The following is a 25,407-nucleotide window of genomic DNA, read 5'->3' on the forward strand; positions in this document are numbered from 1 at the left end:
GGCGCGGAACTTGACGTTGGGCATGGCACTGTCTGGGTGAATGGCGATATTCGCTATATTGCCATGCAGTTCAGTAGGTTAGAAGCATTCCTGGGGGCCGGTCTCACGGATTCAGGTTGAAGAAAAAAGTCGACTGTATCCTACTCAAGATCGTGATCTGTACCGGTTGAGTGCGGATGGGAGAAACTCCCTGTCATGAAGCGCTATGAACAAGTGGCGGCGGCCTTGCGTCAACGGATGGAACACGGCATTTATCGGGTCGGTGATCGCTTGCCGTCGATCAGGGCGCTGTGTCGTGAATTCGAGGTGAGTGTCTCCACGGTGCAGGCGGCCTATGGCCGCTTGGAGGATGCAGCGCTGGTCGAGGCGCGGCCCAAATCCGGTTACTACGTGTTGCCGCGTCAGACGCCGACGGTGCTGCCGGCGCCGACACGCCCGGCCCAGCGACCGCTGGACGTGTCGCAGTGGGATCAGGTATTGGAACTGGTGGCTGTGCCTTGCAGCGACGAGATATTGATGCTGGGCAATGGCATTCCCGATCTCGCGAGTCCGACGCTCAATCCCCTGAAGCGTTCGTTGGCTGGCCTACATCGGCGCGGCGGCAGCCATGGCCTGAACTACGATACGCTGATTGGTAGTCTTGAGCTCCGTCACGAAATCACTCGCCTGGCGACAGCCTCCGGTTGTCTGCTGCATCCCGACGACGCACTGATCACCACCGGGTGTCAGGAGGCATTGTCGATCGCGATACGCACACTGACCGTGCTGGGGGACGTGGTCGCGGTCGATTCGCCGAGCTTTTACGGCACCATGCAGATATTGAAAGCCAGCGGGCTCAAGGCGCTGGAAATTCCCACAGACCCCCGCACCGGCATCAGTCTCGAGGCGCTGGAACTGGCGCTGGAGCAGTGGCCGATTCGCGCCATCCAGGTAACCCCGACCTGTAATAACCCGCTCGGCTATACCATGCCCGAGCCGCGCAAGCGCGCCTTGGTGGCCCTGGCTCAGCGTTTCGACGTGGCGATCATCGAGGATGACATCTACGGTGACCTGGCTTTCACAACGCCGCGGCCCAAGACGCTCAAGGCCTTCGACGACGATGGCCGGGTGCTATTATGCAGTGCGTTTTCCAAGACGCTGACACCGGGATTGCGGGTCGGCTGGATCGCGCCGGGGCGCTATCGTGATCAGGTGATGCACATGAAGTATGTCTCGACCGGTGCCTCGGCAACCCTGCCGCAACTGGCGGTGGCCGAGTTCATAGCCAAAGGCCACTACGAGCATCACCTGCGCGAGATGATTCGCCAGTACCAGCGTCACCGCGACATCCTGCTCGGCTGGGTCGAACGGCATTTTCCCGCTGGCACCGGCATCAGCTATCCGCAAGGTGGCTTCTTGCTATGGCTGGAACTGCCGGCGGATATCGATTGCGTACGCCTCAATGAGCGGCTGGCCGCATCAAACATCCGTATCGCGCCTGGATCACTGTTCTCCGCCTCTGGCAAGTATCGTCATTGCTTGCGCCTCAACTACGCTTCACCATTGACGCCCTCTATTGCTTCAGCGATTCGCGGGGTGGGGGAGATGGTCACGGTCATGATAGCGGAGGACGAGGCGGCAGTGACGTAAATCGCCGCTATTCGGCGGCTAGTCCAGAGCCAAGTTGTCCTGTGGCGACACTCGCGCATACTGAGGCACTGGGTAAATCATCAATACCAGGAGGGGCCCATGAGTTACCTTGCCTCGGACAGTCGCTATGAACGCATGCGCTACAATCGTTGTGGGCGCAGTGGATTGAAGTTGCCGGCCCTGTCGCTGGGGCTGTGGCAGAACTTTGGCGAGAACGCCCGCATCGACACTGCGCGGGAAATATGTCGTACCGCCTTCGATCACGGCATTACCCACTTCGATCTGGCGAACAATTATGGCCCTCCACCGGGTAGCGCCGAGGAGCTGTTCGGACGTATTTTAAAAACCGACTTCGCCGGCCACCGTGACGAATTGGTGATCTCCAGCAAGGCTGGATATCGGATGCACCCTGGGCCCTATGGGGAATGGGGTAGCCGCAAGTATTTGTTGTCCAGTCTGGATCGCAGCCTCGAGCGCCTGGGTGTCGACTATGTCGATATCTTCTACTCGCATCGCTTCGACCCCGATACACCTCTCGAGGAAACCATGGGCGCGCTCGATCAGGCGGTGCGTCAGGGCAAGGCGCTTTACGTTGGCATCTCTTCCTACAATTCCCAGCGCACCCGCGAGGCCGTCGACATCCTGCGCTCACTTGGCACCCCGTGCCTGATTCACCAGCCGAGCTATTCGATGATCAATCGCTGGATCGAGGAGGACGGTCTACTGGATACCCTCGATGAGTTGGGCATGGGATCGATCGTCTTCTCCCCGCTGGCCCAGGGCCTGCTCACCGACAAGTACCTGCAGGGTGTACCTGGGGACAGCCGTGCGGCGAGAAGCAAGACTCTGAAGGATTCACATCTCTCCCAGGACAATCTCGAACGAGTACGTGCCTTGAACGATATTGCTCAGCGCCGCGGCCAGACGCTGGCGCAGATGGCCATCGCCTGGGTGTTGCGTCAGGGTCGGGTGACGTCGGCACTGGTCGGCGCCAGCCGCCCACAACAGCTGCTCGACAGTGTGGCGGCTCTGGATCATCCAGGCTTTAGCGATGAGGAACTGGCCGACATCGACCGCTACGCGGTGGAAGGCGGTGTCAATCTGTGGGCGGCTTCCTCGGAGCGTTAGTCTTTGCCCGGGTTATAAAACGTTTAGAGTCATCGAGGCCATTTCGTGGCCTGTGCTCATCCTCGAACCAGCGCAATCATGTTACAAAAACACACGCTGTGCTAGTGGTCACTCACCTGGGAGGGCATATACTCAAATCGTTTGTGAGGCAAATAATAAAGACGGTGATACTAAAGGAACCATCGGTTTCTATTTCAGATCTGGCTAGTTTGATGATGGATATGGCTCGGATCACCAATAGGGGGGCTCCTTCACTTAAAAAGAAGATCAGGAATTTCTCATGAAAAAGATAATACGGGTTTCCGCCGCCGTCGCCGTCACAAGCGCTCTTTTTACCGCTCAAGCAGCCATGGCTTATCAGGCTGGTGACTTTTTCGTGCGGGGTGGCTATGCCAAGGTAGCACCAACGTCTGACAACGGCGATGTGGCGGGCAGCGAGCTGGACGTGTCCGACGAGCGCGGCTTTACCTATGGTGTCGGCGTTCTGGTAACCGACAATATCGGTATCGAACTCAATAGCAGCGAGGCCTTCGAACACGACCTTTCCACTAGCGCACTAGGACCTCTCGGCAGCATCGAACGTACCCCGATCAATCTCTTGGCCAATTACTATTTTCTGGGGGGCACGGGAGCGAGTGTACAGCCCTACATTGGTGTCGGGGTCAATTACACCACCTATTCGGACGAAGAGCTTGCGGGACTTGATATCGACGATTCCTGGGGAGCCATCGGCCAGTTCGGTGTCGATCTCGCCATCACCAACTTTCTGATGCTCAATGGTGCGATCAGCTATGCGGATGTGGAGGCGGATGCCAGTCTCAATGGGTCGGGAATCGGAACGGCGGATGTTGATCCTGTCACTATTGGCGGCGGCATTACCCTGCGTTTCTGATACCCCAAGGTATTGTTCCCTTGAGTGAATATGCCGGGCCTTGGCCCGGTATATTTTTACAGTGTCCAGCAGGCAAGACATCTATAGGAAGACCATGATGATCGCCATCAGGTGATATGGTCAGTATGCAGCTGATCATCATCATTGTTTCACGGTAGCGTCGAACCACGCGGTCGGTGTTTATTCCAATCCGCTGATACCAAGGAACCCTCGATGGCACTGAATGCGCGTGAAATCCTTGGTTTGTTGTTGATCGTCGTGGGCATCGGCTTCGACAAGCAGTGGTGGGTAATACCTCGGGAGTGGGCCCCCTGGCAACCACTGCACGTATCTGACCCTTTGACTCCTATTACCCGGTGGAAACTCTCACGCCTGAAGAGAAGTCGCGATGATTGCCTGGCGGCGTTGGAGACCGCTCCCGAAGGGACTTTAGGCTACACACCGCTCGACGATTACACTCCGGTCGCAGACTGCCCATTGACCAATGTCGTGCGGGTCCGGCGCGGTGAGACAACGTTCAATCGCAGCTTCGTTGCCTCCTGCCCGTTGGCACTGACCTGGACGCTTTATGAACAGCATCGTCTACAGCCGTTGGCCCGGGAGCTCTTTGGTCAGTCGATTGCTCAGGTGCAGCACTATGGCAGCTTCGCCTGCCGAAATGTCTACGGGCGCGAAAAAGGGCGGCGCAGCGAACACGCCGGTGCCGAGGCGCTCGATGTGGCGGCATTTCGGCTTTCAGACGGTCGACGCATCGAGGTGTTGAAGGACTGGGGTGGCGAAGGCAAGGCAGGTACCTTTCTAAAGCGCGCTCAAGAAGACGCCTGTGGTCTGTTCGGCACCGCACTCGGGCCGGAGTACAATGCGGCTCATGCCAATCATTTTCACCTTGGAATGCGTGGCATGAGTTTCTGTCGTTGAGCGACACCCGAAGCGTCCACCGGATAATCGATAGCCTGTACCTTTCATCTACAAATGATCGAGAGCAGACAGGTTATGAAAGTGTGGCGGTTCTTGCGCCATCGATGGCCTTCCTTGCGTCCGATCCACGGGGTATCCATAGCGACCGATGACGAGACTCGCGTTCAACCGCCTGCTGCACGCCGATTGGAGCCGGTCAAGTGGTAAGCGCTGGGCAGCAGAGGCGAGAAGGGATGACAAGCACTGGCGTGTTTCGGCACCGCGCCGAGTGGGCGACATCGATGCCTGGTTGTCGACACTGCTGGAAGAGAATGCGGGCACGACACTCGTTGGTTTCGATTTCCCCATCGGCGTGCCGGCCAGCTGGGCCTGGCAGGCGGGTATCGGTGATTTCAGCGATCTGCTCAGTCAGCTTGCCGATCACCAGTGGCCAGACTTTTTCACCGTCGCCGAATATCCCGATGAGATCGCGCTCGGGCGACCCTTCTATCCCCGTCGGTCTCGACGTGGAGTGCGCCAGGCGGAACTCATTCAGGCGCTGGGTGCCGTCGATTTCGATGACCTGCGCCGCGAGTGCGAGCGACGAACCCCGGGTCGCCGTCCCTGTCCGCTGTTCTGGACGCTGGGCGCCAACCAGGTGGGCAAGGCCGCCATTGCCGGCTGGCGCGAGGTGCTCATGCCGGCCCGTGCCCGAGGGGCAGCGCTCTGGCCGTTCGATGACGATCTTGAAACGTTGGCTGTGTGTTCTCATTCCGTGCTGTGTGAAACCTGGCCGACATTGGTTGCGCATTTACTGGGTGTCGGGATGGAGGCGGGGCAGAGCAAGCGCCGTCAACGGGATCGGGCTATCCAGGGGCAACAATTGCTGGAATGTAATCGATCTTGCGTGCTGGATAGCGATGCCGGTGAGCGGCTTGCGGATGGTTTTGGCCCCGGCGCTGGTGGTGAGGATCCCTACGATGCCATGCTGGGGTTGTTGATGATGGTCGAGGTCGCGGAAGGACGACTGGCGTCGGCGTTCCGGCTGACGCCATGGCAGCGCAATCTGGAGGGTTGGATCCTGGGGCTCAGCCAATGAATTGATGACACTTGCTTCCCAGAGACATTTATCCCAGAAACATCGTCACGCTGGCAGCGTCACAAAAACGCTCGGGCACTTCCATTCTCTGGGAGCACCCGAGTGTCCGTTTGCCGATATCACGTCAGGTCGAAGCGGTCCGCGTTCATCACCTTGTTCCAGGTGCGAACGAAGTCTTTCACGAACTTCTCTTGCGCGTCGTCCTGGGCGTAGACCTCAGTCAGTGCGCGCAGCTGAGAGTTGGAGCCGAAGATCAGGTCCACCCGGGTGCCGGTCCACTTCACCTCACCCGTCTTGCGGTCACGGCCCTCGAACACGTCGGCGTCAGCCGAGATCGGCGTCCACTCGGTGTTCAAGTCGACCAGGTTCACGAAGAAGTCGTTGGTGAGTGTCTCGGGACGCTGGGTGAACACACCGTGCTGTGCCTGGCCGACGTTCGCATTCAGCGCTCGCATGCCGCCCACTAGCACGGTCATTTCCGGTGCACTCAGCCCCAGCAGTTGCGCCTTGTCGATCAGCATTTCTTCGTCGGAGACGGTGAATGCGGTCCGGCGGTAGTTGCGGAACCCGTCGGCTTCCGGTTCGAGAGGCTTGAAGGAGTCGACATCGGTCTGCTCCAGCGTGGCGTCGGTGCGCCCCGGCGCAAACGGCACCTCGACATGATGCCTGGCATCTTTTGCCGCCTTCTCGATGGCGGCACCACCGCCGAGGACGATCAGGTCGGCGAGGGACACTTTCTTGTTGCCGGACTGAGCGCTGTTGAAGGCCTCCTGGATATCCTCGAGTGTCTGAAGCACTTTCGCCAGCTGATGGGGTTGGTTGGCTTCCCAGTCCTTTTGCGGCGCCAGGCGGATGCGAGCGCCGTTGGCGCCACCGCGCATGTCGGAGCCACGAAAGGTGGAAGCGGACGCCCAGGCGGTCGCGACCAGTTCAGACACAGACAGACCGGAGGCGAGAATCTTGCCCTTGAGGTCGGCAATGTCCCGGGAATCGACCAGCTCGTGATCCACCGCCGGTACCGGGTCCTGCCAGATCAGATCCTCCGCCGGGACTTCCGGGCCGAGGTAGCGCACCTTCGGGCCCATGTCTCGGTGGGTCAGCTTGAACCAGGCACGAGCAAAGGCGTCCGCAAATTCTTCTGGGTTCTTATGGAAGTGTTCACAGATTTTCCGGTAGGCCGGATCTTCCCGCATCGCGATATCGGCGGTGGACATCATGATCGGCACGCGCTTGGATGAGTCTTCCGGGTCCGGGGCCATGTCCCTTCCCGTGAGGCCCTTCGGTTGCCATTGATTGGCACCGGCCGGGCTCTTGGTCAGCTCCCACTCGTAACCGAACAGCATATCGAAGTAGCTCATGTCCCACCGGGTTGGGGTCGGTGTCCAGGCGCCTTCGAGTCCACTGGTGATGGCGTCGCGACCTTTACCGCTCGCGTAGCTGCTGATCCAGCCCAGGCCCATGTTTTCCATCGGAGCGGCTTCTGGCTCTGGACCCACATGGGATGGATCACCGGCGCCGTGGGTTTTACCGAAGGTATGACCACCGGCGGTCAGGGCAGCCGTCTCGTAGTCGTTCATCGCCATGCGGGCAAACGTCTCGCGGATGTCTCGGGCGGAGGCAAGGGGGTAGGGATTGCCGTCCGGGCCTTCCGGATTTACGTAGATCAGGCCCATCTGCACGGCGGCCAGCGGGTTTTCGAGTTCCCGATCACCGCTGTAGCGGCTGTTAGGCTTGTCACTCGTGGCCAGCCATTCCTTTTCTGCCCCCCAGTAGATATCTTCTTCCGGTTGGTAGATATCGGCGCGGCCCCCAGCAAAACCAAAAGTCTTGAATCCCATGGATTCCAGCGCCACATTACCGGTCAGGATGAAGAGATCGGCCCAGGAGAGCTTGTTGCCATACTTCTGCTTGATCGGCCACAGCAGGCGATGCGCCTTATCCAGATTGCCATTGTCCGGCCAGCTGTTGATGGGTGCGAAACGCTGATTGCCGGTGCCCGCTCCGCCGCGACCGTCACCGATGCGGTAAGTGCCGGCGCTGTGCCAGGCCATGCGAATAAAGAACGGGCCATAATGACCATAGTCCGCCGGCCACCAGTCCTGGGAGTCGGTCATCAGGGCTTCGAGATCTTGCTTCACCGCCGCGAGGTCGAGCGTCTTGAATGCTTCTGCATAGTCGAAATCCTCGCCCATCGGGTTGGACGTCGGGGAGTGCTGATGAAGGATATTGAGGTTCAACTGGTTCGGCCACCAGTACTGGTTTGCCGTACCGTTGCCACCCATCCTGGTCTGAGCCCCGTGCATGACCGGGCACTTGCCTGCGGTCTTGGCGTTACTCCCATCCATGTCTCTCTCCTATTGTTGTTGCGATAATGGAGTAATCTCTATAGGGATAAACATACACCCGGCTCAAACATTAACTCAGGTTATTTTAAATATCGTTTCGAAAGTTTTTGACTATTGTCGGCATCATGGACGAAGAATGCCGCTTCATGGTACCAACACGCTCCTGTTATCCCATCTGGACACAACCTATGTCGGACAAGTATTGCTTCATGGACGAGCCCTCAAGGCCTTGCCAATGTGGTTCAATGACATTTCATAGGCCGGTTTCGGCGGTGGGCGAGCAATGAAAAAAGCGCTGCGAATCTATCTTGATGCTTCGCTGATCCTGAGGGTCAGCATCGCCCTCGTGCTCGGGGTGATCGTTGGGCTGCTGGGCGGACAGGCCGCTGCCGACTGGCTGGCGCCGTTCGGCGATCTGCTGTTGCGGCTCTTGAAGTTTCTCATCGTGCCGATCGTGCTGTTCACGCTCATGGTCGGTATCAATCAGGCGAACCTCGGCAGTATGGGGCGCATGGGTCGCAAGCTGTTTGCCTATTATGTCGCCACCTCCGCGTTGGCGATCGTCGTCGGGCTTGCCGTTGCCACGCTGTTCGAGCCGGGGAGTGGCCTGAGGCTGGACGAAAACGCCCAGATCGAGGTGCCCGAGGATCCGGGTGTTGCTCAGGTTCTATTGGGCATCGTGCCGGATAACATTGTGTCGGCCTTCGCCGAGATGAATCTGCTGGGTATCATCTTCACGGCGTTCGTTTTTGGTATTGCGCTTCTGAAGCTGCGTACCTCCGAAACTCATGGCGAGCTTGGCGAGCATCTTTACAAGACGATCAACGGCCTCAATGAAGTCACCCTGAAGGTCATGGCCGGTGTGTTGCATTACGTGCCCATCGGGGTCTTTGCGATCGTTGCCGAGACCGTTGGTAAACAGGGGATGAACACGATCCTGTCATTGGGCGATATGGTGGCGGTGCTCTATATTGCGCTGGCCGTTCAATTCGTTCTTTACTGTGTGCTGATGCGTCTGTTCGGGGTGCAGTTAAAAAGCTTTTTTCGCGAGGCACGTACGCCCATGGCGACGGCATTCGCGACCCAGAGCAGCTCCGGCACGCTGCCGCTCACGCTCGATGCCGCTCGGCGCTTGGGATTGCCGCGTGCGCTGTATGGATTCAGTTTACCACTGGGCGCCACCATCAATATGGATGGCGCGGCGATCCGCATCGCGATCTCCGCTGTCTTTGCGGCGAACGTGGTGGGCGTCCCGCTGGATCTCATGAGCATGATTGAGATCGTGCTGATCGGTACGCTCACCTCGATCGGAACCGCCGGGGTACCGGGCGCTGGTATCGTCATGATTGCCACCGTCTTTTCCCAGGTGGGTCTGCCGATCGAGACGGTGGCGTTGCTGACGTCCATCGATGCCCTCGTCGGCATGGGGGCTACGGGGCTCAACGTGACCGGCGATCTGGTCGGGTCGTCGATCATCGCACGCACCGAGCGTAAGCATGAGTCAGCGCCCGAAAGCTCGGTGTGCGAGTCGGCCGTCTAGCATGGCGTGCTAGGGTGATGCCACGCTACACAGCATGCTGGCACTTCCGGAGTTTGCGCTAAGCAATATGTCATATCCGCTGATATCCAGTCATGAAAGCCTGCCACCTTGCGGTCGATGAGCGCCTTACATTGACCGCAAGGTGATATCGGCCATTATTTTGAGTAAATACTCCATGCAATCCATGTCAATTACGGCAGTGGCCCGCGCTTCACGTCCGAGCTTTCTGATATTGGCGCCGCTGTGCGTGCTGCTGGGAGTGAGCCTTGCGGCCAACCAGCCCATCACCCTTCATGGAGTCGATGTCGCACTGGTGCTGATCGGTGGGCTGCTGGCCCATGCCGGGGTCAACCTGCTCAACGAATACGACGATTTCCACTCTGGGCTGGATCTCATCACGCGCCGCACGCCCTTTTCTGGAGGTAGCGGTGCCTTGCCGGAGCATCCGTCCGCGGCCCCTCAGGTATTGATAGTGGCCATTGCCACGCTCGTCGGCATAGCAGCGATCGGTATGTATTTTCTATGGCAGCGTGGCTGGCCGATGCTCATTATTGGCTTGAGCGGCGTGTTCCTGATGGTCGCCTACACCCGCTGGCTGACCCGTTCGCCGCTATGGTGCCTGCTGGCGCCGGGGTTGGGCTTCGGGCCGATCATGGTATTGGGAACCCTGGTGGCCCTCGGGGGGCACATCGATGCTGTGGCACTGACAGTTTCAGCGGTGACATTGCTGCTGGTCAGTGAGCTGCTGTTAATCAATCAATTCCCCGATGTGGAAGCCGATCGTCGCATCGGTCGTCGCCATTTGCCCATCGTGCTGGGCTTGCCCATCGCCTCGCGATGGGTGGCGGGACTGCTACTCGGTGCTTTTGCGCTAATCGCCTTGGGGCAACTGAGTAATCTGATGCCTATGGACGCTTGGCTGGCCTGGCTAATGCTTCCCGCTGCGCTATGGATCGCCCTGCGATTGCCCCGAGCATTGAAGGATGAGGTGGCGTTGCAGCAAACATTGAGTGTCAACGTGGCGACACTTTTGACGACTCTTATGTTGCTATCGGCTGGCTTGTGGTTGGGGTGACTGGATTAGCGTGGCCGGGCTCGGCTCAATGTTTATCCGATGGTATTCACAAGCAATGTTGGGCGCATTGGTAATGGGCAAGAAAAGCGATGAAATCTCCCGATAGTATGGATAAACAAGGGCTATGGGCTGAGCCCTCATAGGCAAGTATGGAACACGCGCAATAGCGCTGCACGTCTTGCCTGGCAATATTCCTCGCTGATCTGGCACCCGGGAGCGTGTGCTACCCAGCAGAGGCCTTGGGGCCATCCAAGGCGCATCAGGCCGCTAGACAGCAACTGGGTTTTCCATCTATACCTCCCAACACGCATTGGATATATGCGCCACTAAAATTGTCTCTGTGCATCAGAGGCCTTAAGCGTAGATATTCATGCTAGCTTTGACTAAGCGTGGTAGTTCCTGTCACGCGCGCCATCGAAAAGGGAGATCACCATGGCAAATGATAATCGTAAGCCCACAACCACGGATGCGGGCATTCCTGTCGCGAGCGATGAACGCTCGCTATCCGTCGGTCCGGATGGTCCCATCGTGTTGCACGATCACTACCTGATCGAGCAGATGGCCCAGTTCAATCGGGAGCGCATCCCCGAGCGTCAACCTCACGCCAAGGGCAGCGGCGCTTTCGGTCATTTCGAGACCACCGAAGACGTTAGCCAATACACTAAGGCCGCATTGTTCCAGCCGGGCACCAAGACCGATATGCTGGCACGCTTTTCCACCGTTGCCGGTGAGCGCGGTAGCCCCGATACCTGGCGCGATCCGCGCGGTTTTTCGCTGAAGTTCTACACCAGCGAAGGCAACTACGACATGGTGGGCAACAACACGCCGGTGTTCTTCATGCGCGATCCCATGAAGTTCCAACACTTCATTCGCTCTCAGAAGCGGCGAGCCGACAACAACCTGCGTGACCACGATATGCAGTGGGACTTTTGGACGCTGTCGCCGGAAACCGCTCACCAGGTGACTTGGCTGATGGGGGATCGTGGCATTCCCAAGACCTGGCGCCATATGAACGGCTACACCAGCCATACTTACATGTGGGTAAATGCCCAAGGTGAACGCTTCTGGGTCAAGTATCACTTCAAGACGGATCAGGGTATCGAATTCCTGACCCAGGCAGATGCCGACCGGTTGGCCGGCGAGGACAGCGACTATCACATGCGTGACCTGTTCGGTGCCATTGCAGAGGGTAATCATCCGAGCTGGACCCTGTATGTGCAGGTCATGCCCTTCGAGGAGGCCAAGACCTACCGGCTCAATCCCTTCGATCTGACCAAGGTATGGCCTCACGAGGATTATCCGCTGATCAAGGTCGGCAAGATGACTCTAGATCGCAATCCGACGGACAATCACGCCGAGATCGAGCAGGCTGCCTTCGAACCCAACAACTTGGTGCCAGGCATCGGGCTTTCGCCGGACAAGATGCTGCTGGCTCGTGGCTTCTCTTACGCCGATGCCCACCGTGCTCGTTTGGGAGCCAATTACAAGCAGATTCCGGTGAATGCGCCCACCGCACCGGTGCACAGCTACTCCAAGGATGGTGCCATGCGCATCAACAAGGTTTCCGATCCGGTGTATGCGCCCAACAGCAAGGGCGGCCCGGCAGCGGACCCGGAGCGCTACCCGGAGGATACGACCTGGTACGCCGACGGCGAATTGATGCGTGCCGCCTATACCCTGCGTGAAGATGACGACGATTTCGGCCAGGCCAATGCGCTGATCAATCAGGTGATGGATGACGCCGCGCGCGAACGACTGGTCAACAACGCAGCGGGGCATATCAAGGATGGTGTGAAAGAACCCGTGCTGTCCCGCGTATTCGAATACTGGAAGAATATCGATAAGGATATCGGTGCGCGCATTGAGAAAGCCGTGAAGGAAGGCTGATCGCTTTTCACTCAGGCAAGTTTCAGGCCTGTTCACTGCAAGGTGAGCGGGCCTTTTTGTTGCTAATGTTTGTTGAGTACCGCAGCAAGCTCGAGGATCGGGAGGACAAGCGAATGTCGGATACGATGCGCACACTGGTCGTGAAGGGAGATGAGCTGAAGCCCTGGCTGAGGGATGTCGCGGATCTTCGTATAGGAGTCTTTCGCGACTTTCCTTATCTTTATGATGGCTCGCGGGACTACGAACAGGACTATTTGCGTACCTATACCGAGACAGACACGTCGATCTGTGTGCTTGCGCTGGACGGTGAGCGAGTGGTGGGGGCCTCCACAGGCCTGGCAATGGCAGATGAGACCAAGGAGTTTCGTCAGCCCCTTTGCGATGCCGGCTGGGATGTCGAATCGATTTTTTACTGTGCCGAATCCACTCTGTTGCCCGAGTATCGTGGGCGGGGGTTGTATCGGGCCTTTTTCGACGAACGCGAGGCCCATGCGCGCCGCCTAGGTAAACGAATGAGTGTGTTCTGTGCGGTACAGCGTCCCGCCGATCATCCGTTGCGACCGGTCGGTTATCAGCCGCTGGATAGCATCTGGCAGCATTTTGGTTACCAGCCAATACCTCATACGATGGCCACCTTTCGCTGGAAAGACATCGATCAAGTGCAGGAAACCGACAAGAATTTGCTGTTTTACCAAAAAATGCTGTAGTTCCCATGATGTGAATGAAAGGGTTGTCGGCACCTGAGTTTATCGATGACTGCAATTCAATGGCGTCGTGCAACACGTTCTACGACAGAGCCTTTAGATCGACGATATTTTCTGACAAATCACACGGAGAAATGATGAGCAATACCCAAGACACCGCCAGTACCCAAGGAGAGCGACGCTTCTTCGGCCATCCTTGGCCACTTGCCACGTTATTCGGTATGGAGGTGTGGGAGCGCTTCTCCTTTTACGGGATGCAGGCGATCCTGCTCATCTATCTCTATTACGAGACGGCCCAAGGTGGACTAGGCATCCGCCAGCCCGTTGCCATCGGTATCGTCGGGGCCTATGGCAGCGGTGTTTATCTAGCGGCAATTCTTGGGGGCTGGTTCGCCGATCGAGTGTTCGGCGCGGAACGCACGCTTTTCTACTCCGGCATCATTGTCATGCTGGGGCATATCGCCTTGGCGATTTTACCCGGCGTGTATGGCGTCACCACGGGTCTTATCCTCGTGGCCCTCGGCAGTGGCGGTGTCAAATCGACCTGTTCATCGCTGGTCGGTTCATTATATGAAGCCGGGAGTCCAAGGCGCGATGCTGGCTTTTCGATCTTTTATCTCGGTATCAATATAGGCGGGTTCGTCGGGCCACTGCTGACAGGGCTGCTGCAGCAGAACGCCGGCTTTCACTATGGCTTCGGTATTGCCGCTATCGGTATGGCGATTGGGCTCTTCCAATACGCCCAGGGGCGCAAGTTGCTTCCTGACTCCCAACGAAAACCCCCAATGCCGCTGGAGGCCGGAAGCGCCAAATATCATGTCGCGGGCGGTGTCATCGCCATCGCAATGCTATTACTGGCCATTAGCCTAGGCTGGGTTCGCGCCGACAACCTGGCGGACGTATTGCTGGGCATTATTGCGATCGTGTCCGCCATTTATTTCTATATCATTTTGCGTTCGAGTCGAGTCACTCCGGAAGAGCGCCGTCGGGTCTATGCCTTTGTTCCGCTGTTTCTGACCAGCGCGGTTTATTGGGCACTGTATAGCCAGTCCTACACCGTGATCACAGCGTTCTTCGATCAGCGAGTGGATCGCACGCTCTTTGGTTGGACAGTTCCAGTAGGTTGGCTGGTATCGATTCAGGCGCTGTCCGTCATCGTTTTCTCCGGTGTCTTTGCCTGGCTATGGACGACTCTCGGGAAGCGCCAGCCATCCTCCACAGCCAAGTTCATCATCGCAATGGTCATCATCGGACTCACTTTCCTGGGGTATCTTCCTTATCTCGGCGCCCAGGGGGAAAGCATGCCATTGATCATGTTGGTCATTTTGCTGATCGGCTTTACTGCCTCGGAGCTATGCCTGTCGCCCATTGGGCTTTCGGTATCCACCAAACTGGCCCCTGGCGCTTTTCAAACCCAGATGCTTGCGCTGTTTTTCATGTCCCTGGCGCTTGGATTTGCCGCAGGGGGCAAGCTGGGCACGTTTTATACAGAAGAGACGGAAGTGGGCTACTTCATCGCCATGGCGGTAATCGGGATGTTGACCGCTGTCTTGCTGTTGGTGTGTCTTCCCTTTATCAGGCGGGCGACTCAAGGCGCGGACTGAGAGCCTGTCCACGGTCTACTGCACTCGCTGATGGAGCCTTTCACCATGGAAATTGACGACTATCGCTTTTCCGGATTGCATGTCACCGATCATCATCTGGAGGTGCCGCTCGACTGGATGAATCCGGATGATGGCAGGATTATCTCCGTCTTCTTTCGGGAGATCTGCGATCCTGTGCAAAAAGACGCTCAACTTCCGCTGCTGGTGTTTCTTCAAGGAGGGCCCGGCGGCAAATCTCCCAGGCCCACCTCGAACGGCCCCGGTTGGCTATTGGAAGCAGTAAAGAAATACCGGGTCATTCTGCCGGATCAACGCGGCACCGGCCGAAGCAGCCGAATCACCGGTACCACCATGGAGGCGATGAATGATGCCCAGGCGGCCGCTGACTATCTTTCCCATTTCGACGCCCATGCCATTGTCTCGGATCTGGAACACATCAGGAAAAATGCCTATCAGGGCGCGTGCTGGGAAACCCTGGGGCAAAGCTACGGCGGCTTTCTGACCTTGACCTATCTTTCCTATGCACCACAAGGTCTTACGAAATGCTATATCGCCGGGGGCATTCCCAGCCTGTCCCCCAATGCTGACGAAGTCTATCGGCGCACCTATCCTCAGGTGGCAAAGAAGATGCGGGCCTACTACGCGCGCTTTCCCTCGGACGCGCAAAAGCTCAACGATATTGCCGATCATATTCAAGCCAATGAGCCTCGCTTGCCCAATGGGGACGTGCTTACGGTCCGGCGTTTTCAGAGCCTGGGGCTCATGATCGGCATGGGAGACGGAGCGGAGCGGCTTCATTGGTTGATAGAAGAGGCTTTCGTCGATGAGCAAAAAAGCGAACTGAACCGTCATTTCCTCAATGAGGTGATGATGTTGACAGGCTTTGATGAAAATCCGTTGTTCGCCGCTCTGCATGAGCACATTTATGCATCGCCGGGTGCGCAGTGCGCCTGGTCGGCAGAGCGCGAACGACAGCGGCATCCTGAATTTTCCGAGGATCATCGACCCCTTTATCTGACCGGGGAGATGATCTATCCGTGGATGTTCGAGGAGATAAGCGCTCTGAGGTCTTTCAAGGATGCAGTCAACGCGCTTGCCCATAAACCGCTGCCCAGGGCCTTCTATGATCGAGAGCGACTGGCGCACAACACTGTGCCGGTAGCCGCCGCCATTTACTACGATGATATGTACGTCGATGTGGAGCTATCGCTGCCGACCGCCGAGGTGGTCGATAATCTGACCTATTGGCTGACCAACGAATTCGAACACGACGGCCTGCGGCAGGATTCAAAGGTCTTCAAGAAGCTGCAGTCTCTTGTGCAGAATCGGTAATTTTGGTCGACACTGATCTCGGTGCTACAACAATAACCACCGTTTGTCGGAACAGGACGTCACCATGATTGCCTTGCGTTTGATTGTCTTCGGGTTTTTTGCATTTACTCTGGTGGGCTGCGGCGAAACGGCCAAGTTGCCGGTATCCGCCGGTACCGGGCCCAACCCGCAGCTACCCGAGCCCAATGAGACATTGATACCGACGGTGAATATTGCTCCGGCCACGGGATGGCCGTCCGGCGCCAAGCCGACGGCCATCGAGGGTGCCGAGGTGACCGCGTTTGCCGATGGGCTCGATCATCCACGCTGGCTCTATGTGCTACCCAATGGCGATGTCTTGGTGGCGGAAACCAACCGTCCGCCCAAGGAGGCGGGCGGCATCAGAGCCTGGGTCATGGGCTGGTTCATGAAGCGGGCCGGTGCCGGTGGCGAAAGTGCCGATCGCATCACCCTGTTGAGAGATGCCGATGCCGATGGGGTGGCGGACCAGCGCTCGATCTTTCTCGAAGGCTTGCATTCGCCTTTCGGCATGGCGCTGGTTGGCAACGACTTCTATGTGGCCAATACGGACGCGGTGGTGCGCTTTCCCTATCAGGAAGGCCAGACGCTGATCACCGCACCGGGACAGAAGGTCGTCGATCTGCCGGCAGGTCCGATCAATCATCACTGGACCAAGAGCCTGATAGCGAGTCCGGACGGTGGCAGGCTCTATGTCGGGGTGGGCTCCAATAGCAACGTGGGCGAGAACGGGTTGGAAAACGAGGAAGGCCGCGCAGCGATCTGGGAGATCGATCCCGAAAGCGGCAAACACCGGGTCTTCGCCTCGGGGCTGCGTAATCCGGTGGGTATGACCTGGCAACCCGAGAGCGGCGCGCTCTGGGTGGCGGTCAACGAGCGGGATGAGCTGGGCAGCGATCTGGTGCCGGATTACATGACCTCCGTTCAAGACGGCGGCTTCTATGGCTGGCCCTTCAGCTATTACGGTCAGCACGTGGATGAGCGGGTAAAGCCGCAAAAGCCCGATCTCGTCGCCAGTGCCATCGTGCCGGATTACGCCCTCGGGCCGCACACCGCGTCCTTGGGTCTGACTGCCGCGGAAGGCAATCGTCTGCCCGAACGGTTCAGCGATGGCATGTTCGTCGGCCAGCACGGCTCCTGGAATCGCAAGCCCCGCAGCGGCTACAAGGTGATCTTCGTACCCTTTGAGAACGGCATGCCCGCCGGCGAGCCGGTCGATGTATTGACCGGGTTCCTCGACGAGGAGGGTAAGGCGCAAGGCAGGCCGGTGGGTGTGGCCATCGATCAGCGGGGTGGATTGCTGGTGGCGGACGATGTGGGCAACGTTATCTGGCGGGTGAGTGATGGGGGTAAAAACAGGTAGGCTTCTGGCTATGGAAGAGCTCACTTTGATCGCTGTTCACTGACGGTCAGCATCTCTTGCATATTTTATGACAACAGGGATGGCAACCATGATCCACACCATCGAATGCCGGTGCGGTAATCTGAAAGGCACGCTCGGGCCCGTCAATAACTTCATTCATTGCGTGTGCTATTGCACGGATTGTCAGGCGTTTCCCCGTTTCCTGGATCGGGAAAACGAGGTGCTCGACGCCGACGGTGGTACCGAACTCGTCCAAACCACCCCGGATAATGTGACGTTCAATGAAGGTACCGACAATCTGGCCTGCTTGCGGTTGACGCCAAAAGGGCTGCTACGCTGGTATGCCAGCTGTTGCAACATGCCTATTGCGAATACCCCGTCAAACTACAATATGCCTTTCGTGGGATTGATCCATGCGTGTCTGCGGCCTGAATCGGGCTTTCTGGACTCTTCTCTAAATGAGGCTTTCGGCCCGGTGCGCATGCGGGTATTTACCAAATCCGCGCTGGGGGAGCCCAAGCCTTCGTCCCAAGGCCTGCTTGGCTGTGGCGCCCAGGCGGCTGGCATGATTACCAAGGCTCGTCTCGATGGACGCTACAAACAGACACCTTTCTTCCATGCGCAGTCCGGTAAGTGTGTGGTCACCCCGACAATACTCAGCGAGCAGGAATTGAAGAGTGCAAAGACACCGTCCAACTAGACGGATATGAAAAGGAGTTGAATCATGCGACTGCAACTGGCCACCTGGCAGGAAGTGGAGGCCTACCTCCAGCGCTCCACGGGCATCATCATGCCCATCGGCTCCACCGAACAGCACGGGCCCAACGGGCTGGTAGGTACCGATGCGATCTGCCCCGAGGCGATTGCCTGGGCCTTGGGTGAGCGCCATGATGTCTTGATCGGACCGACCCAGAACCTGGGCATGGCGCAGCATCATCTGGCCTTTCCGGGCACCGTCAGCCTGCGCCCCAGCACGCTGATCGAGGTGCTGCGGGATACTGTGAGCTCCTTGGCGCATCACGGCTTCACTCATGTGTTCTTCCTCAACGGCCACGGTGGCAATATCGCCACGGTGAATGCGGCCTTTGCCGAAATCTTGTCCGAGAGAAGCCTGTCCGAGCGCAGCCTGGGTGGGCAGCCGAATGGCGATCTGCAACTGACACTGTTCAACTGGTTCATGGGACGGCGTGGGCGCGAGATCGCCAAGGAGCTCTATGGCGATGCGGAAGGTGGCCACGCTACGCCTTCCGAGGTGTCACTGTCCTGGGCGGCCTATCCCGAGGCGGTCAAGGAAGCGGCCATGTCGCCCCATGTGGCTCCCGAGGGAAGCGCCCAATGCGATGCCTTGACCTTCCGAAAGCGCTTTCCGGATGGCCGCATGGGGTCGGCGCCGTCCTTGGCCTGCGTCGAGCACGGCCAGCGCTTCCTGGAAGCTGGGGTGGAAGATGCGTTAGAGGCGTATCGTGCTTTTTTGAGCTAGATGAATTCTGTCAAAGATCACACATTCCAAGAGATGATGTTTACAACGGAGCCAACATGACGTCCATTGCCAGGTCCATCATTGCCGTACTGGTCTTCGCTACATCAAGCTTCGCTGTTGCCGAATCCGATAATCCGGACCAGCAAAGATATCCGGATGTCGTCGGCGTTGAGGCCATGTCCAGCGGCGAGAATCGCTTCGATTTCGACGTCACCGTGTCCTCACCCTACGATTCCACCAAGCGCTATGCGGATGCCTTTCGCGTCATGAGCGACGATGGCGACGTGTATGGTGTACGCGAATTGCTGCATGACCATGCAGATGAGCAGCCGTTTACACGACGCCTGTCTGGTGTCGATATTCCGCCGGAGGTGCGGGGCGTGATCGTACAGGCGCGGGACCAGGTTCACGGCTACGGCGGCGAGACCATGAGGGTCGAATTGCCCCGACGATGACTTCGGCTCATACCTCGGCGTTGTGATAGACGTTCTGAACGTCGTCCAGGTCGTTGAGCAGATCGAGGAGCTTCTCGAACATCGCCACGTCGTCGCCTTCCAGTGGCGTAGTGGTCTGCGGCAGAAACTGAATCTCGTCAATTTCGAAGTCGACTTCGCCGAAGGCGTCGATCAGTGCCTGCCTGGTCTTGGCATATTCGGTATGGGGGGCGAACACGGTCAGGCGGCCGGCTTCGTTTTCGATATCCGTGACGTCCACATCCGCGTCCATCAACGCCTCCAGTACGGCGTCTTCGTCGTTGCCGGCAAAAGCGAACACAGCGCAATGATCGAACAGATGGCTGACGCTGCCCGGCGTACCGATCTTGCTCTTGGTCTTGGTGAAACAGCCTCGCACATCACCGAAGGTGCGATTGGGGTTATCGGTCAGGCACTCGACGATCACCATGCAGCTACCGGGCCCAAAGCCTTCGTAGCGGGCCGGAGAGAAGTCCTCGCCGCCGGTACCAGCGGCCTTGTCCAACGCCTTGTCGATGACGTGGGAGGGCACCTGATCCTTCTTGGCACGATCGATCAGGCCACGAAGAGTCAGATTGCTCGCGGGATCGGTGCCACCGGCCTTGGCGCAGACGTAAATCTCGCGACCGTATTTACTGTACACCTTGGTCTTGGCGTCGGCCGTCTTGGCCATGGATTCCTTACGGTTCTGGAAGGCCCTGCCCATGTTGCGTTCCTGTGACGTCGTGTTCGAAAGTTGGATTTTACGCAACGACGGAAACAGGGAACAGGGTTATTTACGCGGTAAGTCCTGAAGAGAATCTTGAAGAGGATCTTGAAGAAAGTCTCGATAGACGTCCCCGACCGGCCGGTCGGGGACGTGTTGGCGAGTAACGTGGGTAAAGAACGTACCTTCAGTCCAGCTGTTCCTGATTGCCGATACGCGCGAGCATTTCCGTGAACATCTGGATATCCAGCATCAGGTTATCCACCTTCTTGAACTCGTTGGCGGTGTGGCCGGTGTATTCCTCACCCGGCATGGAGGGGCCGAAGTTGACGGCGTTGGGCAACTGCTTGGCGGTGGTGCTGCCGGCGGAGGAGATCGGCTCTGCTTTTTGTCCCGTGGTATCACCGAAGATATTGAGCAGGGTCTGCAGCCACTCACCGCTGGGATCGCGTAGCATCCAGTCGCTGATTTCCACCTCGACGTTCATGTCCTGAGCGTTCTGTTCCGCATAGGCCTTGAGTTTGTCTTCAATGGTCTGGGCCAGTTCTTCCACGGATTGCTCGCCCTTGGGAGCACGCACGTTGACCGCTACCCGAAGCTTATCACCTTGCTCTTCCAGGTAGGTGGGGGTGAGGGTCAAGGGGCCCATGAAGTCGTGACTATAGCCGACATCCAGTTTCTCGCCCTGAAAATCCAGGCCGTAGTTGTCGTCAATATAATGAATGGCCTGGGCATAGTGATTGTCTTGAAAGTCAATGTCGGATTCCGCTAATAGACCCGCCATGCGCGGCACCGGATTGACCCCGGACTGTGGTCGAGAGGAGTGAGCGGACTGCCCCTTGACCGTCAGGGTGACGGTATCATCCATGACGTCCGTGGAAACCTCGAAGTCGCCACCATTGTCACCCGCGTAGGCCTGGCCCTGGGCCTGCAGTTTCTTGCTCAGCCCCTCGGGATCGTCACTTTGAATGGTGGCGATCGAAGTGGAGGGGATCTGATTGGTGGCTAGCCCGCCGGTGATCTTGGTAATGACCGGGTTTTCGTCCCTCGGCTCGACCATGGGAAAGTAGGCATCGATGGTGCCGAAGCCCTTTTCCGCGGTGATCGCCGGGTAGCCGCTGTCGAGCACGATATTATAGGCGGGCAGGTCGGCGTGTTCCTTGTAGTACTCGAACCCCTCGCCGCCGGTCTCCTCCGTGGTTTCGATCATCAGCCGGATACTGCGTTTGAGCGGGACATCGTTCTCCTCGATGGCCTTCATGGCGTAGAGCGAGGCGGCAATGGAGGCCTTATCGTCCTCGGTGCCCCGGCCGTAGATCTTGCCGTCCTTGATCGTGGTGGTGAAGGGATCGAGTTGCGTGCCGTCCTCCAGGACCCAGTCTGCAGGGTTGGCAGGGACGGTATCGCTGTGGGTCAGAATACCGAAGGCCTCATCGCTACTGCCCGGGAGCGTCACCTCGAAAATGCGGTTATCGACATTGCGAAATTCCAGTCCGAATGCCTCGGCCTTGGCCTTGACCAGCTCTCCGAACTCGGCAATACCCGGGTTTTCGTGTTGAGGAGTATCGCCTTGCTTGCCGGTGCGAATGGCCACCATGTCACTCAACAGGTCAACGACGTCATCACCGTAGTGCAGGCGGGTGTATAGCCCCAGCAGACGATAAACGTTGATGAAGTCCGTCCCTTCGAGGGTTTCATCTTGACGATAGCGATCAATCGCGCTCTTCAGGGCATCGTTGTCGGTCTCGCCTTGCACCTGCTCGAGAAAGTCCTCGAAGCTGTCGAAGGACGTCTCGGCGTAGGTTTGCTGCAGGTTCTGTAGGGTGTCGCGCTTGATGCTTTCTGTCGTATCCGCAGCGCTGATCGGCCCCGCCATGCTCAAGGCGAGGGCCGAAACAGTGAACATCGAGAGGGGTTTGTTCATGAGGGTTGTCCTTTTCCTATGAGTTGCGCAAAAAATAGGCATGGAATATCGCTCGATCCGCCTCCGCTAATCATAGTTTCTAATATTCGATCCTGCAGCCCAGAGTCGTTAGCGTAGTAGGGTGGTAGGGAAGGAAGATGTGCATAGGCATTTGGGGTATCAACGAATGAAGCAGCCCATTACCGGCTATCACAAGGATGAAGAGGATCATTGGGTGGCGGAGCTGGCCTGCGGTCACTTTCAGCATGTACGCCATACGCCGCCCTGGGTGGTCCGGCCTTGGGTCACGACCGTACAAGGACGAGCGGCAATGCTCGGGTTCGAGCTCGAGTGCGTGAAATGCGAGGCAGGCGCGCCTAGAGATAAGCCATGAACGAAACAGAGACACCCCGTGCCTTGTCCTGGGCTGGATTCTCAACCCCGCATGCGGATCAGCCCTTCCTGAGCACTGGACGCCACCAGTTGGCCCTGCTGGCTGTAGATGCTGCCGCGAGCGAAGCCACGAGCACCGCCCGCCCATGGGCTTTCCATGTCGTACAGCAGCCAGTCGTTGACCTTGACGTCGCGATGGAACCATAGCGCATGATCGAGACTGGCGATCTGCAGCCTTGGGTCGCCAAACTTGATGCCATGCGGTACCAGGCTACTGGTCAGCAGGTTGAAGTCGGAGCTGTAGGCGAGCAGGTAGCGATTGAGGATCGTATCCTCGGGAAGGTCGCCGGCCAGACGAAACCAGAGACGTTTTTGTGGAACGCTCTCATCATCCGGAAAATGCAGGAACTCGATGGGATGGCCCTTGAAGCTGACCACGTCCATTCCCGAGGCCATCAGCTCATCGGGCCTGGATAGGTCGGGCATCGTCGACTGATGATGGAGGCCTTCTTCTTCACCGTGAAAAGAAGCACTGCAAAAGAAAATCGTCTTGCCGTTCTGGATGGCGCTGACGCGCCGGGTAGTGAAGCTGCCGCCGTCGCGCACGCGATCGACCTGATACACGACCGGGCGTTTGGCATCACCGGGGCGCAGGAAGTAGCCGTGCAGGGAATGAACGCGACGTGACGGGTCCACCGTTTGACTGGCCGCGGAGAGTGCCTGCCCAAGTACCTGACCGCCGAACAACTGGGGAAAGCCCAGATCCTGGCTATGGCCGCGGAACAGGTTTTCCTCCAGGGGTTCGAGCCCCAACAAGGTGACGAGGGTATCGAGTGCGTGGGTCATATCGGTATCTCTTTGATTGAATCCTGATGAAACGCTGCGATCATGCTGTGAGAGTATCGGGCTCAAACAGGCGTTTAAACTGTTCGAATGGCGGCAGCATACCGGCTGCAGCATACTGGAGAGCGATGTCATGCGCAGCGACGAATTCTACATGCATCGGGCATTGGATCAGGCCCGGGAAGCGCTGTCTGCCGGTGAGGTGCCGGTGGGCGCAATAGTAGTGGATGCCCAGGGCGATATACTGGGTGCCGGCTACAACGCACCGATTGCCCGCCGCGACCCCAGCGCCCATGCCGAGATTCAGGCACTGCGCGACGCCGCAACCCGCCTTGGCAATTATCGTCTGGATGGCTGCACGCTTTACGTGACGCTGGAACCCTGCATGATGTGTAGCGGCGCGATTATCCATGCCCGCCTGGCGCGGTTGGTCTATGCGGCGCCGGAGCCTCGTACCGGCATGATCGAATCTCGCGCCAATCTCATCGCCCAGCCCTGGCATAACCACACGATCATCGTCGAAGGCGGTGTGCTGGCGGCGCGTTCGAAGCGACTGCTGCAGACGTTTTTCGAGCAGCGACGCGATCAAAGTACCGGTGGCACGATATCGAATAGTTGACTCGTTTCCTGATCGTTCGGTGGGCGCCGATTGATTTGATAGAACTCTTGTTGGCTGCGGCTGACGTAGTTGAGAATCTCGTAATAACGCCGGATGTTACGCACATAGATGACCGGTTCACCACCGCGGGCATAGCCATAACGTCCCTTTGAGTACCATTTGCGTTCCTGCAGAAGCGGTAATGCCTCGCGCACATCGTCCCAACTATAGGGGTCGCCGCCGCGAATATCGGCAATTTTCTGTGCGTCGTAAACATGACCCAGGCCGACATTGTAGGCCGCGAGGGCCATCCAGGTGCGGTCGGGCTCCTTGATTTGCGGTTGCAGCCGTTCCTTCACACTGACCAGATAGCGTGCTCCGCCGTCGATGCTCTGTAGCGGGTCGAGTCGATTCGCGATGCCCACCTGTTTGGCGGTGGATTCGGTCAGCATCATCAGTCCGCGAACCCCCGTGGGGGAGGTCGCCTCAGGCTTCCAGTGCGACTCCTGATATCCTAGCGCCGCCAGCAGTTTCCAGTCGAACCCGGTCTCTCGGGCGGCTTTCTTGAAGGCGCTCTCGTACTGGGGCAGGCGCTTTAGAACATGACGGATGAACAAGCGAGCGCCGACGTACTCGAGATAGTCGTCATGGCCGAAGTAGCGGTCGATCAGCGTATCGAGAGTCCCTTGGCTGCGCAATTCATCGAGAAAGCGATTGGCTTCCTGCAGCAGCGCGAGACCATCTTTTGAGGGAAAGGCCCACACCAGGCTCAACGGCTTGCCAATAGGGAAGGCATCCTCGACACCGGGATAGAACAGGCGGTTGAGCTTGAACTGATGCGCGTAGATGACCGCGGCATCGAGTTTGCCCTGCTCGATCATGTATAAAAGATCGGCGACCTCGAGCCCGGTGGACTCCTGCCAGCTAAGCTTGGGCATGCGGGCCTGCAGTTTACGTAGCGCAGTGCCGGCACCGGAGCCGCGAATAGCCCCTATCTTGAGCCCGGTCAGATCCTCCGGGCCGCGCACCACCGGCAGGCTGCGACGATAGACCACCAGAGGCTGTAGCACGAGTATGGGACGGCTGTAATGGACGCCGGACGAAATCGGCCCCATGGGCAGGGCCGCCGCGCCCACATCCGCCTCGCCTTCGCGGACGGCCGTCAGCACACCGTTGATGCTTTCGGTGGTATCGATAGCCAGACTGACCCCCAGGTGATCCGCGAAACGACGCATCAACTCGAACTCGAAGCCAGTCGGCCCTTGTCTGCCCTGATAGTAGGTGGTCGGGGTATCGCGAGTAATAGCCTGAAGAAAATCCCGCGTGCGAATGTCCTTCAGCAAGGGATCATCCGGCTTCCAGGCGACATTCGGCACCAGGGTCAAGACCAGAATGCTTAGCGAAATTCGCCACCAGCGCGGATCGCGGGTGAAAACCTTGTGCATGCATCTTAATCGACTAGTAAGGAATTCGTACGATACCGTTGGTTCGAGGCGCT

General features: G+C 58.1%; 22 protein-coding genes. 17 read left to right on the forward strand and 5 right to left on the reverse strand.

All coding sequences use genetic code 11. The annotated features are described in order from the left end of the window. Nucleotides 1-195 precede the first annotated feature (195 nt). The 5 genes from ACPF7Z_RS16775 (at nt 196) to ACPF7Z_RS16795 (ending at nt 5,645) form a co-directional block, all read left to right on the forward strand. Nucleotides 196-1,629: a PLP-dependent aminotransferase family protein gene (locus ACPF7Z_RS16775; RefSeq protein WP_425194405.1), complete on the forward strand. Its 1,434-nt coding sequence runs from the start codon at nt 196-198 to the stop codon at nt 1,627-1,629. Between the two features lie 99 nt (nt 1,630-1,728). After that, nucleotides 1,729-2,757, forward strand: a complete 1,029-nt coding sequence (gene mgrA, locus ACPF7Z_RS16780; RefSeq protein WP_425194406.1) for an L-glyceraldehyde 3-phosphate reductase — start codon at nt 1,729-1,731, stop codon at nt 2,755-2,757. Between the two features lie 280 nt (nt 2,758-3,037). Continuing rightward, a complete protein-coding gene (locus ACPF7Z_RS16785; protein ID WP_425194407.1) occupies nt 3,038-3,649 on the forward strand; it encodes an OmpW/AlkL family protein in 612 nt (203 codons plus the stop codon). Nucleotides 3,650-3,862: 213 nt separating this feature from the next. Beyond that, the gene (locus ACPF7Z_RS16790; RefSeq protein ID WP_425194408.1) at nt 3,863-4,567 is read left to right on the forward strand and encodes an extensin family protein; all 705 of its coding nucleotides are present in this window, start codon (nt 3,863-3,865) and stop codon (nt 4,565-4,567) included. Nucleotides 4,568-4,715: 148 nt separating this feature from the next. Then, nucleotides 4,716-5,645 (forward strand): hypothetical protein, encoded by a 930-nt coding sequence (locus ACPF7Z_RS16795; protein ID WP_425194409.1) that lies wholly within the window; start codon nt 4,716-4,718, stop codon nt 5,643-5,645. A gap of 119 nt (nt 5,646-5,764) precedes the next feature. Here the strand turns inward: ACPF7Z_RS16795 and katG are convergent, their stop codons facing one another. Next, nucleotides 5,765-7,990, reverse strand: coding sequence for a catalase/peroxidase HPI (gene katG / locus ACPF7Z_RS16800; RefSeq protein WP_425194410.1), 2,226 nt, complete (start codon nt 7,988-7,990; stop codon nt 5,765-5,767). A gap of 283 nt (nt 7,991-8,273) precedes the next feature. Here katG and ACPF7Z_RS16805 point away from each other — a divergent pair, with 283 nt between their 5' ends. From ACPF7Z_RS16805 to ACPF7Z_RS16850, 10 genes are all read left to right on the forward strand, one after another. Beyond that, entirely contained in the window at nt 8,274-9,530 is a 1,257-nt protein-coding gene (locus ACPF7Z_RS16805) for a dicarboxylate/amino acid:cation symporter (protein WP_425194411.1), read from the forward strand. A gap of 175 nt (nt 9,531-9,705) precedes the next feature. Beyond that, nucleotides 9,706-10,605, forward strand: coding sequence for a prenyltransferase (locus tag ACPF7Z_RS16810; RefSeq protein ID WP_425194412.1), 900 nt, complete (start codon nt 9,706-9,708; stop codon nt 10,603-10,605). 432 nt (nt 10,606-11,037) lie between these two features. Beyond that, nucleotides 11,038-12,492 carry a catalase gene (locus tag ACPF7Z_RS16815; protein WP_425194413.1) on the forward strand — a complete coding sequence of 485 codons (1,455 nt, stop codon included), beginning with the start codon at nt 11,038-11,040 and terminating at the stop codon, nt 12,490-12,492. A 113-nt stretch (nt 12,493-12,605) separates the two neighbouring features. Continuing rightward, nucleotides 12,606-13,199 (forward strand): GNAT family N-acetyltransferase, encoded by a 594-nt coding sequence (locus tag ACPF7Z_RS16820; RefSeq protein WP_425194414.1) that lies wholly within the window; start codon nt 12,606-12,608, stop codon nt 13,197-13,199. A 134-nt stretch (nt 13,200-13,333) separates the two neighbouring features. Next, complete coding sequence (locus ACPF7Z_RS16825) at nt 13,334-14,800, forward strand: peptide MFS transporter (RefSeq protein WP_425194415.1); 1,467 nt, start codon at nt 13,334-13,336, stop codon at nt 14,798-14,800. A gap of 45 nt (nt 14,801-14,845) precedes the next feature. Beyond that, on the forward strand, nt 14,846-16,132 hold the full coding sequence (locus ACPF7Z_RS16830; RefSeq protein WP_425194416.1) for an alpha/beta hydrolase family protein: 1,287 nt from the start codon (nt 14,846-14,848) through the stop codon (nt 16,130-16,132). 64 nt (nt 16,133-16,196) lie between these two features. After that, nucleotides 16,197-17,513 (forward strand): PQQ-dependent sugar dehydrogenase, encoded by a 1,317-nt coding sequence (locus ACPF7Z_RS16835; protein WP_425194417.1) that lies wholly within the window; start codon nt 16,197-16,199, stop codon nt 17,511-17,513. A gap of 88 nt (nt 17,514-17,601) precedes the next feature. Then, on the forward strand, nt 17,602-18,213 hold the full coding sequence (locus tag ACPF7Z_RS16840) for a DUF6151 family protein (protein WP_425194418.1): 612 nt from the start codon (nt 17,602-17,604) through the stop codon (nt 18,211-18,213). A gap of 24 nt (nt 18,214-18,237) precedes the next feature. After that, the gene (locus ACPF7Z_RS16845; protein ID WP_425194419.1) at nt 18,238-18,993 is read left to right on the forward strand and encodes a creatininase family protein; all 756 of its coding nucleotides are present in this window, start codon (nt 18,238-18,240) and stop codon (nt 18,991-18,993) included. 56 nt (nt 18,994-19,049) lie between these two features. Then, a complete protein-coding gene (locus tag ACPF7Z_RS16850; protein WP_425194420.1) occupies nt 19,050-19,448 on the forward strand; it encodes a hypothetical protein in 399 nt (132 codons plus the stop codon). 7 nt (nt 19,449-19,455) lie between these two features. Here the strand turns inward: ACPF7Z_RS16850 and ACPF7Z_RS16855 are convergent, their stop codons facing one another. Next, nucleotides 19,456-20,172: a YebC/PmpR family DNA-binding transcriptional regulator gene (locus ACPF7Z_RS16855; RefSeq protein ID WP_425194421.1), complete on the reverse strand. Its 717-nt coding sequence runs from the start codon at nt 20,170-20,172 to the stop codon at nt 19,456-19,458. A 187-nt stretch (nt 20,173-20,359) separates the two neighbouring features. Further along, the gene (locus ACPF7Z_RS16860; protein ID WP_425194422.1) at nt 20,360-22,096 is read right to left on the reverse strand and encodes a dipeptidase; all 1,737 of its coding nucleotides are present in this window, start codon (nt 22,094-22,096) and stop codon (nt 20,360-20,362) included. Nucleotides 22,097-22,262: 166 nt separating this feature from the next. On the opposite strand from ACPF7Z_RS16860, the gene ACPF7Z_RS16865 reads away from it, so the two are divergent. Further along, nucleotides 22,263-22,469 carry a DUF3565 domain-containing protein gene (locus ACPF7Z_RS16865; protein ID WP_425194423.1) on the forward strand — a complete coding sequence of 69 codons (207 nt, stop codon included), beginning with the start codon at nt 22,263-22,265 and terminating at the stop codon, nt 22,467-22,469. Nucleotides 22,470-22,510: 41 nt separating this feature from the next. Here the strand turns inward: ACPF7Z_RS16865 and ACPF7Z_RS16870 are convergent, their stop codons facing one another. Then, a complete protein-coding gene (locus ACPF7Z_RS16870; RefSeq protein ID WP_425194424.1) occupies nt 22,511-23,314 on the reverse strand; it encodes an acyl-CoA thioesterase in 804 nt (267 codons plus the stop codon). 130 nt (nt 23,315-23,444) lie between these two features. Here ACPF7Z_RS16870 and tadA point away from each other — a divergent pair, with 130 nt between their 5' ends. Further along, nucleotides 23,445-23,930 carry a tRNA adenosine(34) deaminase TadA gene (gene tadA / locus ACPF7Z_RS16875; RefSeq protein ID WP_425194425.1) on the forward strand — a complete coding sequence of 162 codons (486 nt, stop codon included), beginning with the start codon at nt 23,445-23,447 and terminating at the stop codon, nt 23,928-23,930. Here the strand turns inward: tadA and mltF are convergent. Further along, nucleotides 23,897-25,354: a membrane-bound lytic murein transglycosylase MltF gene (mltF, locus tag ACPF7Z_RS16880; RefSeq protein ID WP_425194426.1), complete on the reverse strand. Its 1,458-nt coding sequence runs from the start codon at nt 25,352-25,354 to the stop codon at nt 23,897-23,899. The genes tadA and mltF overlap by 34 nt on opposite strands. Nucleotides 25,355-25,407 lie beyond the last annotated feature (53 nt).

The organism is Halomonas sp. GXIMD04776 (assembly GCF_049808615.1).
GTDB lineage: Bacteria > Pseudomonadota > Gammaproteobacteria > Pseudomonadales > Halomonadaceae > Modicisalibacter.